The organism is Caulobacter sp. KR2-114, assembly GCF_049446115.1.
Taxonomy (GTDB): domain Bacteria; phylum Pseudomonadota; class Alphaproteobacteria; order Caulobacterales; family Caulobacteraceae; genus Acaudatibacter.
Window position 1 is genome coordinate 966,207 of record NZ_JBMSEC010000002.1, and the last position, 12,275, is coordinate 978,481.

The 12,275-nt window shown below is 71.5% G+C and carries 15 protein-coding genes; 2 read left to right on the forward strand and 13 right to left on the reverse strand.

Annotated elements, in window-relative coordinates:
* Positions 1–70: 70 nt before the first annotated feature.
* Positions 71–1,075 carry a bile acid:sodium symporter family protein gene (locus tag ACO2Q3_RS10775; RefSeq protein ID WP_423306573.1) on the forward strand — a complete coding sequence of 335 codons (1,005 nt, stop codon included), beginning with the start codon at positions 71–73 and terminating at the stop codon, positions 1,073–1,075.
* Positions 1,062–1,811 carry an SDR family NAD(P)-dependent oxidoreductase gene (locus ACO2Q3_RS10780; protein WP_423306574.1) on the forward strand — a complete coding sequence of 250 codons (750 nt, stop codon included), beginning with the start codon at positions 1,062–1,064 and terminating at the stop codon, positions 1,809–1,811. Before ACO2Q3_RS10775 ends, ACO2Q3_RS10780 begins: the two co-directional genes overlap by 14 nt.
* Positions 1,812–1,972: 161 nt before the next feature.
* Here the strand turns inward: ACO2Q3_RS10780 and der are convergent, their stop codons facing one another.
* The 13 genes from der to ACO2Q3_RS10845 form a co-directional block, all read right to left on the reverse strand.
* Positions 1,973–3,598, reverse strand: a complete 1,626-nt coding sequence (gene der / locus ACO2Q3_RS10785) for a ribosome biogenesis GTPase Der (RefSeq protein WP_423306575.1) — start codon at positions 3,596–3,598, stop codon at positions 1,973–1,975.
* Positions 3,599–3,617: 19 nt separating this feature from the next.
* Positions 3,618–4,991 carry a PQQ-binding-like beta-propeller repeat protein gene (locus ACO2Q3_RS10790; protein WP_423306576.1) on the reverse strand — a complete coding sequence of 458 codons (1,374 nt, stop codon included), beginning with the start codon at positions 4,989–4,991 and terminating at the stop codon, positions 3,618–3,620.
* Positions 4,988–5,782, reverse strand: coding sequence for a tetratricopeptide repeat protein (locus tag ACO2Q3_RS10795; RefSeq protein ID WP_423306578.1), 795 nt, complete (start codon positions 5,780–5,782; stop codon positions 4,988–4,990). Before ACO2Q3_RS10795 ends, ACO2Q3_RS10790 begins: the two co-directional genes overlap by 4 nt.
* A 474-nt stretch (positions 5,783–6,256) precedes the next feature.
* Positions 6,257–7,087, reverse strand: a complete 831-nt coding sequence (panB, locus tag ACO2Q3_RS10800; RefSeq protein WP_423306580.1) for a 3-methyl-2-oxobutanoate hydroxymethyltransferase — start codon at positions 7,085–7,087, stop codon at positions 6,257–6,259.
* Position 7,088: 1 nt separating this feature from the next.
* Entirely contained in the window at positions 7,089–7,466 is a 378-nt protein-coding gene (locus ACO2Q3_RS10805) for a hypothetical protein (RefSeq protein WP_423306581.1), read from the reverse strand.
* The gene (locus ACO2Q3_RS10810) at positions 7,459–8,058 is read right to left on the reverse strand and encodes an RNA polymerase sigma factor (RefSeq protein WP_423306582.1); all 600 of its coding nucleotides are present in this window, start codon (positions 8,056–8,058) and stop codon (positions 7,459–7,461) included. Before ACO2Q3_RS10810 ends, ACO2Q3_RS10805 begins: the two co-directional genes overlap by 8 nt.
* 32 nt (positions 8,059–8,090) lie before the next feature.
* On the reverse strand, positions 8,091–8,525 hold the full coding sequence (locus ACO2Q3_RS10815) for a DUF6249 domain-containing protein (protein ID WP_423306584.1): 435 nt from the start codon (positions 8,523–8,525) through the stop codon (positions 8,091–8,093).
* 143 nt (positions 8,526–8,668) lie between these two features.
* Positions 8,669–8,986, reverse strand: coding sequence for a hypothetical protein (locus tag ACO2Q3_RS10820; protein ID WP_423306585.1), 318 nt, complete (start codon positions 8,984–8,986; stop codon positions 8,669–8,671).
* Entirely contained in the window at positions 8,979–9,650 is a 672-nt protein-coding gene (locus tag ACO2Q3_RS10825; RefSeq protein WP_423306586.1) for an RNA polymerase sigma factor, read from the reverse strand. Before ACO2Q3_RS10825 ends, ACO2Q3_RS10820 begins: the two co-directional genes overlap by 8 nt.
* A 146-nt stretch (positions 9,651–9,796) precedes the next feature.
* A complete protein-coding gene (locus ACO2Q3_RS10830) occupies positions 9,797–10,375 on the reverse strand; it encodes a hypothetical protein (protein WP_423306587.1) in 579 nt (192 codons plus the stop codon).
* 91 nt (positions 10,376–10,466) lie between these two features.
* Positions 10,467–10,889 carry a DoxX family protein gene (locus ACO2Q3_RS10835; RefSeq protein ID WP_423306588.1) on the reverse strand — a complete coding sequence of 141 codons (423 nt, stop codon included), beginning with the start codon at positions 10,887–10,889 and terminating at the stop codon, positions 10,467–10,469.
* A gap of 140 nt (positions 10,890–11,029) precedes the next feature.
* On the reverse strand, positions 11,030–11,440 hold the full coding sequence (locus ACO2Q3_RS10840; protein ID WP_423306589.1) for a DUF6855 family protein: 411 nt from the start codon (positions 11,438–11,440) through the stop codon (positions 11,030–11,032).
* A gap of 64 nt (positions 11,441–11,504) precedes the next feature.
* Positions 11,505–12,209, reverse strand: coding sequence for a glutathione S-transferase N-terminal domain-containing protein (locus tag ACO2Q3_RS10845; protein WP_423306590.1), 705 nt, complete (start codon positions 12,207–12,209; stop codon positions 11,505–11,507).
* Positions 12,210–12,275: the final 66 nt, after the last annotated feature.

The window sequence follows — 12,275 nt, forward strand, 5'->3', positions numbered from 1 at the left end:
CCGGCGCCCCCTCCCCCTGCCCCCTCCCCGCGAGGGGGAGGGGATCGTGTCTGTCCGTCGAGTAGGTGCAATGGGACTGCTCAAGCGTCTGAAGCCGGACAACTATGTCCTGGCGATCCTCGGCATGGTGGTGCTGGCCTCGATCCTGCCGATCCGGGGCCAGGCGGCGCACGCCTTCGACCTGCTGACCAAGGGCGTCATCGCCCTGCTGTTCTTCCTGCACGGCGCGCGCCTGTCGCGCGAGGCGGTGGTGGCGGGGCTGGTGAACTGGCGGCTGCACCTGATCGTGCTGGCCACCACCTTCGCCCTGTTTCCGGCGCTGGGCCTGCTGCTGCAGCACCTGCCGACCACCGTGATGCCCACCACCCTGGCCGCGGGGGTGCTGTTCCTCTGCTGCCTGCCGTCCACCGTGCAGTCGTCGATCGCCTTCACCTCGGTGGCGCGCGGGGACGTGGCGGCGGCGGTGTGCGCGGCCTCGGCCTCCAACCTGTTCGGCATCTTCATCACCCCGGTGCTGGTCGGCTTCACCCTGCAGGCGCACGGCGCCGGCTTCTCGCTGCCGGCCGTCGAGGCGGTGGTGGTGCAGCTGCTGATCCCGTTCCTGGCCGGCCAGCTGCTGCGCCCGCTGGTGGGCGGCTTCCTCGGCCGGCACGCCAAGCTGACCAGCTACGTCGACCGCGGCTCGATCCTGTTCGTCGTCTACGGCGCCTTCTCCGAGGCGGTGACCCACGGCATCTGGAGCCAGGTGTCTGTGCTGCAGATCGTCATCCTGGCGCTGGTGTGCGTGGCGCTGCTGGCCGCCGTCCTGGCGATCACTGCCTTCGGCGCACGGGCGCTCGGCTTCTCCAAGCAGGAGGAGATCACCATCGTCTTCTGCGGCTCGAAGAAGAGCCTGGCCTCCGGCGTGCCGATGGCCGGCATCCTGTTCCCGCCGGCCCAGGTGGGGCTGATCGTCCTGCCGCTGATGCTGTTCCACCAGATCCAGCTGATGGCCTGCGCCATCATCGCCCAGCGCTACGCCGCGCGACCCGCCGAGGTCGCGCCGATCGAGGACCCTGCCCTTGCCAAAGTCTGATCCGAACGCCCTGGCGGGCAAGCACGCTGTGGTCACCGGGGCTACCCGCGGCATCGGCCGCGAATGCGCCCTGGCCCTGGCCGGCGCGGGCGCCCACGTGATCGCCATCGGCCGCACCCAGGGCGCACTCGAGGCGCTCGATGACGAGATCCGCTCCTGGGGCGGCGTGCGTCCGACCCTGGTTCCCATGGACCTGATGAACGGCGACGGCATCGACCAGCTGGGCGGCCAGATCTTCCAGCGCCACCAGCGCCTGGACATCCTGGTGCACGCCGCCGGCCTGCTGGGCGGGCTGCGCCCGGTCAGCCACATCGACCCGCGGCTGTGGGACAAGGTGGTGGCCAGCAACCTGACCTCGACCTTCCGCCTGATCCGCTCGTTCGAGCCGCTGCTGCGCCAGAGCGAGGCGGGGCGCGCGATCTTCTTCACCACCGGGCGCGTCGCGCGGCCCAAGGCCTACTGGGGCTCGTACGCCGCCACCAAGGCCGGGCTGGAGGCGCTGGTGCGCTGCTGGGCCGACGAGGTGGAGAACACCAACATCCGCGCCGTGCTGCTGGACCCCAATGTGATGCGCACCAAGATGCGCGCCGAGGCCTTCCCGGGCGAAGACCCGGACACCCTCACCGACCCCGCCGAGATCCGCCCGATGATCCTCGACCTGGTCACCCGCACGGGCCTCGGCCTGCCCGACAAGCCGGTGATCTTCTCTGAGTGGAAGGAAACGGCGACGGCTTGATTCCGCCCTCCCCCTTGTGGGGAGGGACAGATCGCGCAGCGATCAGGGTGGGGGAGCGAGACGCTTCCGCCAAACCCGAAGATTTCGTGGTTCCGGCCTGCGTTCCCCACCCTGGCGGCTTCGCCGCCTTTCCCTCCCCAAGATGGGGAGGGTAGGCATCGCTACCGCCCGCGCGGCTTGCTGGGCTTGGCGTCGCGCTTGGTGCGGATCGGGGCATGCTTGTGCGAGCCGGCGCGTTTGGCGGCGGCGCCGGCCCTGGCCTTCAGGCCCACCTTCTTCTTCACCGGGCCGGCCTTGGCCTTGCCCCCGGCCGCCGCGCGCGGCTTGCGCGCTGGACGAGCGGCGGCGGCGGCCTCGCCCCCCTCCCCGGCCGGCTGCGTCCGCTTGGCCACCGCGCGGGTCCGCGGCGCCGAGGCGCGGCGAGGCGGCGCGCTGTCACCGGCGTCGTCGGCATAGGGATTGGCGCCCGACTTGATGGTGATGCGGATCGGCGTGCCCGGCATGTCGAAGCTCTGCCGCAGCGAGTTGATCAGATAGCGGCGGTAGCTGTCGGGCAGCTGGTCGGCGCGGCTGGAGAACAGCACGAAGGTCGGCGGCCGGGCCTTGGTCTGGGCCATGTACTTGGGCTTGATCCGCCGGCCGTTCACCGCCGGCGGCGGGTGGCGCTGGATGGCCAGCTGCAGCCAGTCGTTCAGGTCGCGGGTCTTGATCTTGGTGGCCCAGTCCTTGTGCGCCTTCAGCACCGCCGGCATCAGCCGCTCCAGGCCGCGGCCGGTCTCGGCCGACAGCGCCACCACCGGCGCCCCGCGCAGCTGCGGCAGCATGCGCTCGGCGTGCTCGACGAAGGCGGCCAGCCGCGAGCCCGGGTCCTCGACCAGGTCCCACTTGGCCAGCACGAACACCAGGCCGCGGCCCTCGCGCTCGACCAGGTCGGCGATCTGCAGGTCCTGGGTCTCGAACGGATGGGTGGCGTCCATCACCAGGATCACCACCTCGGCGAAGGTGATCGCCCGGATCGAGTCCGCGGTGGAGAGCTTCTCCAGCTTCTCCTGCACCCGCGCCTTGCGGCGCAGCCCGGCGGTGTCGACAAGGCGCACGTTGCGCCCCTCCCAGGTCCAATCCACCGGGATGGCGTCGCGGGTGATGCCGGCCTCGGGGCCGGTCAGCAGCCGGTCCTCGCCGATCAGCCGGTTGACCAGGGTGGACTTGCCGGCGTTGGGGCGACCGACGATGGCGATGCGCACCGGCTTGTCGCCGCGCTCGTCGTCGTCCTCGTCGTCCTCGAACGCGTCCGCGATCGGCGCGGCGGCCGCGACGGCGGCATAGAGCTCGGCCATGCCCTCGTTGTGCTCGGCCGAGATCGGCACCGGCTCGCCGAAGCCCAGGCCGAAGGCCTCCATGGTCCCGGCCTCGCCCGACTGGCCCTCCGCCTTGTTGGCGACCATGATCACCGGCTTGTCGGTGCGGCGCAGGATGGCGGCGAACACCTCGTCCAGCGGCGTGACCCCCTCGCGGGCGTCGACCACGAACAGGATCACCTCGGCGTCGGCCAGCGCCAGCTCGGTCTGGCGGCGCATGCGCGCTTCCAGGCTCTCGTCGGTCTGGTCCTCGAAGCCGGCGGTGTCGATCAGCTCCAGGTCGATGTCGCCCAGACGCCCGGTGCCGAAGCGCCGGTCGCGGGTCACCCCGGGCCTGTCGTCGACGATCGCCAGCTTGCGGCCGGCCAGCCGGTTGAACAGCGTGGACTTGCCGACGTTCGGGCGCCCGACGATGGCGAGCTTCACCATGCGTGCGCCCCCGGCATGATCAGCGGATCGCGATCAGTTCGGCGCCGTCGCTGGCCACATAGACCATGCCGCCTACCGCGATCGGCCCGATCAGCGCATCCGAGCCGAGCTTGATGGTCTTCTGCTGGGCGCCGGTCTTGGCGTCGAGCGCCACGGCGTCGCCCTTGGACGACAGGATGATCAGCCGGTTCGACGCCAGCACCGGGCTGGACCAGTAGACCCGCTTGGTCTTCTTCGGCTTCTTGCCCTTCTTCACCGCCTGCGCCGGGGCGTTGAGCTCGTGCATCCAGTAGATCTGGCCGCTGTCGCGCGAGATGCAGAACACCCGGCCCTGCTGGTCGACCACATAGACCACGTCGCCGGCCGCCCACGGGGTGGTGATGGCCGAGATCGGCAGGGTCCAGCGCGGCACGCCGCTGCGCAGGTCGGTGGCGGCCATCACGTCGGAGTGGCTGACGGCGAACACGTCGGAGCGGTACACCACGGGCCGGCCGGCGATGTCGCGGATCTCGGACAGGGCGTTGGTGCGGCTGGCGCGCGACAGGCTGGTGGTCCAAAGCTCGGTGCCGTTGCTGGCGCGCAGCGCGGCCAGTTCGCCCGAGGCGAACGAGGCGATCACCGTGTCGCTGGTCACCGCCGGGCTGGAGGACGCCAGGATCCGCGCCGGCTCGGTCAGGGCCTGGTAGGTCCAGTCGGGCTTGCCGTCGGCGGTCTGGAAGGTGAGCAGCTGGTCGTTGACGTCGACCACGAACACCCGCCCGCTCGACACCGTCGGCGCGGCGTGCACCGGGGCGTCGGTGCGGGTGCGCCAGCCGATCGCGCCGGTGGCGGCGTCCAGCTGCACCACCTCGCGGAAGCCGGACGAGGCGTAGATCTTGCCGTCGGCATAGGCCAGGCCACCGCCGAAGCCTTCGCGGTCGCGCTTCGACTTGGGCATGATGTTGCTGTGCCAGACTTCCGCCCCGGTCTGGGCGTCGTGCGCCGAGATTTCGGCCTCGCCGTCCATCACATAGACCCGGCCATCGGCCACGATCGGCGGGGCGGTGACATGCTTCTGGCGGCTGGAGGCGGCGCCGAACTTGTGGCGCCAGGCCACGGAGAAGTCGGGCGCGGCGGCCACGTTCTCCACGGACTGCTCCAGGGTGCCGCCGGGCAGCGGCCAGGCGGCCATCGGCGCCGGCGGCGGCAGGTAGAAGTCCTGACCCCGCAGGGTGTCGGAGACCTTCAGCTCCTCGTCGGCGGCGACGATGGCGATGCGGTTGGCCTCGTTGGCGGCCGTATGGCCCTTCTTGCCCCCGTGGAAGGGGTTCAGCGATTCGGCCTTCTCGACCGTGGAGCAGCCCGCCAGGGCGGCCGCGACGGCGAGCACGCCGAACTTACGCAGGGTCGTCATTGAGCGGTCCGATTGTCGGGTTGGCTGGGGGCGGCTTGTTGGGCGGGCGACGGCTGCGCCTGCGCCCCGGGCGGAAGCTGCATGGTCTGGGGCGGTGGCGGCGGCAATGTGGCGGCCAGTTTTACAACATCGACAGCGGTCTTGGCCTGGCCGGCGTCGATCAGGGCCGTGGCGGTGGCCGCGCGCTGGCGCATGTCGTCGGTGGCGCCGAGCGCCAGGGTCAGGGCCTGGAAGTCCGACCGCGCCTTGGCCGTCTTGCCGGCGGCCAGCTCGGCGAAGGCCAGGGCCTCGCGCGCCTGGGCGTCGTAGGGCTTGCCGCCGCCGATCAGCGGCTTGAGCCGGGTTTCCAGCTGGGCGTAGGGGGCGGTGTCCAGCAGGGCCAGGGCGGCCTTCAGCCGGGCGCCGTCGGCCAGGATGTCGTTCGGCGCGGCCTTGGCGGCGGCGTCGTACAGGGCCACGGCCTCGACCACCTTGTCGGCCGCCAGGCGGATGTTGCCCTGCTGCAGCAGGGCCAGGGTCTTGTAGCCGGCCGGGCCGGTCTTGGAGAGGGTGTCGAAGCCCGCGTAGGCGCCGGTCTCGTCGCCCTGCGACAGGGCGGTCATCGCCTTGTCGTAGGCCGCGGCGGCCTTGTCGATGTTCTGGTTGCGCCAGTACTGATAGCCGGCCGCGGCCGACCAGCCGATGATAATGGCGGCGAGCGCGGCGAAGAACCAGGGCAGAGTCCGGCGGGCCAGGGCGCGATAGCGGTCAGCGCGCAGCTGCTCGTCCACCTCTTCGATGAAATCGACCACTTAGAAAGGACCTCGCCCGGGGCTGTTGCGCTCAGAGGCGCGGAACCTATCGTTTGGGGCGCGCCGCTGCAACGCAAAGCGGGGCCGATAGGAGCCTGCGACGTCGCGTCCGGCGACGAGCCCCCTCACCCAACCCTCTCGCTCGACGGGGGACAGGGCTGTTTCAGCGCAAACCCGGCCACCGGCAAGCCCTCGCCCCGCCTGCGGGCCAGCCAGTTCACACATCTCGACGACACGTGCGGTCGCCCTTCTCCCCTTGCGGGAGAAGGTGTCTTGCGAAGCAAGACGGATGAGGGGTGGACGAGGCGTTGCCGGCTTTCGCCGCGCCAGGCCTCTGCGAGCTAGTGTCGATGGATCATCAACCCCTCATCCGACCCGCTGCGCGGGCCACCTTCTCCCGCAAGGGGAGAAGGACCGACACATCCGCCAAAGCCAGCCAGCGGGAAGCGCACGGGCGACCAGTTGCGCCTTCCCCTACCCCTTCGCCTTGGCGAAATAGGTCTCTTCCGCCGCGGGGAACCGCCGCGCCCTGACGTCCTCGGCATAGGCGCCGGCCGCCCGGGCGATCTCGCCGCGCAGGTCGGCGTAGCGGCGCACGAACTTCGGCGTCCAGTCGAACAGGCCCAGCATGTCGTCGGTGACCAGGATCTGGCCATCGCAGCCGGCCGAGGCGCCGATGCCGATGGTGGGGACCTCGATGGCGGCGGTGATGTCGCGCGCCAGGGCCTCGGCGACGCCCTCCACCACCACGCAGAAGGCGCCCGCGTCGGCGGTGGCCTCGGCCTCGGCGACCACCCGGGCGCGTTCCGCTTCCTGGCGGCCCTTGGCCTTGAAGGCGCCGTCCACCAGCACCGACTGCGGACGCAGGCCCACGTGGCCCATCACCGGGATGCCGCGGCGCACCAGATAGGCGATGGTCTCGGGAATGGTCGGTCCGCTCTCGACCTTCACCGCCTGGCAGCCGGTCTCCTTGAGGATCCGCGCGGCGTTCTCGTAGGCGGTCTCCTTGGAGCCCTCGTACGACCCGAACGGCATGTCGACCACCACCATCGCCCGCTTGGCGGCGCGCATCACCGCCTGGCCGTGCAGGATCATCATCTCCATCGTCACGCCGACGGTGTTGGGCAGGCCATGCACCACCATGCCGACGCTGTCGCCAACCAGCAGCAGGTCGCAGTGGGCGTCGAGAATCTCGGCCACCGGCGCGGTGTAGGCGGTGAGGCAGACCACCGGCTCCTTGCCCTTGCGCGCGGTGATCTCCGGCGCGGTGATGCGCCGGACGGCTTCCTGGCGTTGCGCCGACATCTCAGATCTCCCGAACCAGCCGCGTGACGGCGAGGCCCACGGCCACCGCGGCCAGGGCGGCCGACATCCAGATGGTTTCGCTGGAAATGTCCAGCTGCTGGGCCATGCCGGGCGGCAGCACCTGCATCATGGCGTTGTGCAGCGCGACGCCCGACACCGCGGAATAGCCGTTCATGCGCCCGAAGAAGCCCGAGCCCAGCAGCTGGGCGGCGCCGATCAGCCCGCCGACGGCCCCCAGGCCGCCGATCAGGAAGCGGCGGAAGGCCCAGCCGCGGTCGAGCCGTTCCTCGCAGCGCAGGGCGAACAGCTCCGCGTCCGGGAAGGCTGGCGCCTCCGCGAACATCCGGTCCAGGGCCATTTCGAAGCTGGCCTCAGCCATTGACCTTGCCCTCTGGAGCCTGGCGGTCGGACGCGCCAAAATCGCGGCCCGGCGCCAGGCGCTGTCGGAGTTTATCCAGACCACGTTTGACATGGGATTTGACCGTTCCCAGTGGCGTATTCAAGGCGGCCGCAGCCTCAGCGTGCGAAAGTCCCGCGCCGTAGCACAGCGACACGCACAGCCGTTCGGCTTCCGACAGGGATTTCAGCGCCTCGTCCAGGTCTATCCGGTCGGCATGGCCGGCCTCGCCGGGCGGTGGGGGCGGTGCGTCCTGGCCGACATCCGCCAGGGCGTCGCGGCGCGCCTGACGGCGCCAGCGCTTGACGTAGAGCCTCGCGGCGATGCGCTTGACCCAGGCCTGGAAGGTGCCCTCGCCGCGGAACTCGGCGATCTGCTCGAAGGCGGCCAGGAAGGCGTCCTGCGCCACGTCGTCCGCCGTCGCCCCATCCGCGCCCAGCCGGCGCAGCAGCGCGCGCACCGGCGAGGAATGTCGCCGCACGAGCTCGCCGAACGCCACGCGCCCGCCGGTCGCCGCCATGGCGACCAGATCGAGATCGTGGGCCGAAGCCAGTGATTTGACGGAGTCCGCCATCGCGGCGCGCCCTTCCCCCTCGTCGCTTCAGGTCAGGCCTGGCTGCGCCGGCTGAACAGCCACAGGACGAGGTAGGCGACGCCGATCATGCCGGGGATCGCGCCCGCGCCGGCGATGATCCCGCCGACGATGCGTCCCGCGTCGCCGTCCAGCGCATAGTGGAACCCGCCGCCCAGGCCGCCCAGGCCGATGCCCACCGCGATCAGCACCACGGCCCGGCGCAGGTCCCGCTCGGAGGAGCTGGCCATCGACACCGGGGTGTCCATCTCGCGGGTCTGCAGCGCCGCGATCATTTCCGGCGGCACCGGCTGGCCCTTCTCGTAGGCGGTGCGCAGCGTCTCGTGCATGCGTTCCCGCTCGCGGCTGGCGTAATAGCTGCGGATCCAGCTGGGACCGATGACGATCGCAATGATCATCAAGATCCCCATGATCGGCACCAGATGGTCGCCGATGTCCCCGAACCACATATTCGTTCTCCCGATCTCTTCGAACGGCGCGCCTGACGCTGCGCCCTTGCAGTGTAGAGGCCAGGAGATGCCTGCGCGGATGCGAAATACAGAATGAAATCTTGGTAAGGCGGACTAACCCGGCTGGCGGGAGCGCGCCGCGGTCACGCCGTGCGGGGCCGCAGCAGCCACCACACCGCCGCGCTCGCCGCCGCGGCGCAGGCCAGCGCCGGTCCCGCCGCGCCCACGCCGGCGGAGAGTCCGCCGAGAATCCGCACCGCCGCCGGCCAGAAGCCCCACAGCGCCACGGCGCCGGCCAGGCCCGCCACGCCAAGTCCCGCGGCGTCGACCAGCAGCAGCCGCCGGGCGATGCGCTCATGCACCGCCAGCGCGAACGCCGGATCGCGGGCGGGCGCCTCGGTCTGCGCCCACAGGGCCGCGAGGGGATCGCTCTGTGGCGCGTGGCGATCGGGCTCAGTCATGCGCGGCTCCCGTCTCGCCGCCCTGCAGGCGCGCCAGCAGCTTCTCGCGCCCCCGCGCCACGTGCGATTTCACCGTGCCGAGCGGCAGGCCCAGCGCCTCGGCGGCCTCGGCGTGCGAAAAGTCCGCGCCCAGGCACAGCGCCACCGCCGCGCGCTGTTCCGCCGGCAGGCCGGCCAGGGCCGTGGCCAGGTCGAGCCGCGCCTCGGCCGGCGCCCCTGCCCCGCTGGCCGCCAGCGCCTCGGCCTCGCCCGCCGCCGCCTCGCGGCGGTCGGCGCGGCGCCGGGCGCGCACGGCGTCCTGGTGCTTGCGCCAGGCGATCGCGCACAGCCAGGAGCGCAGGGACGCGCCCCCCTTGTAGCGCCACAGGCCCGTCCAGGCGGCGATGAAGGTCTCCTGCGCCAGGTCGTCGGCCAGCGCCGCGTCGCCGCACAGCCGGCGCAGGAAGCTGCGCACCGCCTGCTGATGGCGCCCGACGATGCGGTCGAAGGCCGGGCGCGAGCCCAGCGCCGCCGCGGCCGCCAGGTCGGCATCGCCGTCCGCGGCCCCGCGCCAGCCCGACGCCGCCGCCGCCGCGCCGCCGCTGCCGCCCGCGCCGAGCACGGCGTTCAGCGCCGCCATCCAGGCGGCGCTGTCGCTCTGCAAGGGGATCGCCATGGCGCTCATCGCCGGACCGCTCCTGCCTCGTTCCGCGCGGCCTAGAGCCTTTTAGGGTCAGATGGAATCATCTGACCCGTATAAAAAGGCTCTACCTTCAAAAGTTTAGAGCATGTTCGAGCGGCGAAACCGCGTACACTTTCGCCTAACATGCTCTAGGGCCGCATGACGGTGGCGATCACCGCCGTCACCACACTGCCCACGGTCGCCGCGCCCAGGATGATCGCCGTCACCAGAAAGGCGTTGGCGGTGTCGCCCGTGGCGTGCTGCGCGGCGTAGCCGAAGCCTACCGTCAGCGCCGCCAGCCACACCACCGCGGACCAGCGCCGATAGGGCGCGCGGTAGCGCCAGCGGGCCATGCGCATGGCCTGGCGGGCGGCGCGGCGGGCGTAGCGGTCGGAGCCCCACATCATCGGATCGGCCCAGGGCGAGGCTGGATCGCTCCAGTCGCCTGGTCCTGGCGCGGCGCCCGGCGCGGCCCCCGGCGTTGGGCCGAAGCGAACGCCGACGTTGTAGAACGGTCCGGTCGCCTGCGCCTTGAGGATCTCAGCCAGCTCGGGCGGCGGGGTGCGGCCGGAGTCGGCATAGGCCTTCAGCGCCGCCAGCGCCTCGCGCCGCTGCCGGAAGTGCAGCCAGGTGGTGAAGGTCGAGGCGATCATCCCGCCCACCGGGATCACCAGCGCCGCCGCGGCGAACACCAGCCACCAGTGCTGCTCCCAGAACGAAGAGGCCATGGCCCGCTCCCAAGTTCGCGGGGCCAACGCAGCCCCATCTGAGCCTTAGTCGCCGCCGCGCGCCCGTCCGGATGCAGGGGCGCAGAAAAAGTCAGGCCCGCCAGGGCGTCAGCGCCCGCAGCCGCGCGTCGCGCAGCCACAGCCCGCCCCAGGCGAACAGGCCCAGGTAGACGCCGAACAGGACGTGGCTGAACAGCGGATCGCCCACTCGCATGTGCGTGGCGACCGCCCCGCCCATCACCCCGGTCAGCAGGATAGCCCCCAGCACCGCGGTGCGCGGGAACAGATACAGCAGCAGGGCCAGCAGCTCGATCGGCGCGATCGGCTCGGCGCGATCCAGCGTCCAGCCCAGCGGCGCCAGGGTCTGCGCCACCTGCGGGACGCCGGCCAGCTTGATGCCGATGTCTATCAGCATGAAGAGGGCGAAGAGCCCGCTCAGCGCCCAGCCGGTCCAGCGCATGGCGGCAGGCGTGTCGCCCTGGCGGACGGTGTCGGGGGCGGTGGTTGCGGTCATGGTGGGTCTCCAGGCGATCGGCGCCCTTCCGCGCCGCTGCCACGAGGACGTCCCGACCGTGCTTCCGCCGACAGGGGCGGCGCCAAATCACGCCCAGGCGATCAACCGCCAAAGGACCGCCCGCGGACGACACGCCCTGCCTAGAGCGCGCGCACGCGGTTGTTGCGCGCGCCGTGCTCCAGCTCCACGCGCTCGAGGGCTTCCAGGACCGGGGTCACGTAGTTGGCGAAGCGGCCGCGGTAGCCCTTGCGCAGGCCGTAGTACCCGCCCACTGGATTGTCCTCGGCCCGGGCCCAGGCCTCGACGCTGTCCGGCTTCACGGGCTTGCCTTCGTCGGCCGAGCCCAGCTCGGCCCAGTCGCCCCGCGCCTTCAGCCAGGCGTACAGGTCGCCCAGCCCGCGCAGCTGGTAGGACAGCCGCGTTGCGCCAGCCTGCACCACCAGCGCCGGCGGATCGGCGGCCTCGTCCCGCCAGGCCAGGTAGTCGGCCGTCAGGGACGGGGTCTTGAGGCGCCAGGGGTCGGCCTCGGTTCCGCTGCCGTGCGTGGTCATGACCGAGGCGCTCCCATCCGCTCGCGCCCTTATAGCGCAGCCCGCGTGACGCTTTCGCGCCCGTTCAGCCTCGCGAGGGAATGGCCAGGCCCCGCTGCACCGCCGGGCGCTCCAGACAGCGCTCCAGCCAGGCCGGCACGGCCTTGAGGCTGTCGTAGTCCACCAGTTCGCCCGCGCCGTAGAAGCCGACCAGATTGCGCACCCAGCCCAGGGTGGCGACGTCGGCGACGGTAAAGTCCTGGCCCATCAGCCAGCGGCGGTCGGCCAGGCGGCCCTCCAGCACGCCCAGCAGGCGCTTGCTCTCGTCGCGGTAGCGGTTCAGCGGCCGCTTGTCCTCGATCTCGCGGCCGGCGAATTTGTGGAAGAAGCCGACCTGCCCGAACATCGGGCCGATGCTGGCCATCTGGAACATCACCCACTGCAGGGTCTCCCAGCGGGCCGCCGGATCGGTGGGCAGCAGCTGGCCGGTCTTCTCGGCCAGGTACATCAGGATCGCGCCGGACTCCCACAGCGCCAGTGGCTGGCCGCCCGGACCGTCGGGATCGAGGATCGCCGGGATCTTGCCGTTCGGATTGAGCGACAGGTACTCGGCCGTCCAAGTCTCGTTGGCGCCGATGTCTATCAGGTGCGGCTCGTAGGCCAGCCCGATCTCCTCGAGCATGATCGACACCTTCACCCCGTTGGGCGTGGGCAGGGAATAGAGCTGCAGGCGATCGGGATGCTGCGCGGGCCAGCGGCGGGTGATCGGGAAGGCGGAAAGGTCGGCCATGGGACTCCGGGGGGCTGCGTCCCGCCGATGTAGTCACCCGGCCGCCCGTGCGCACCCCGCCAGGCG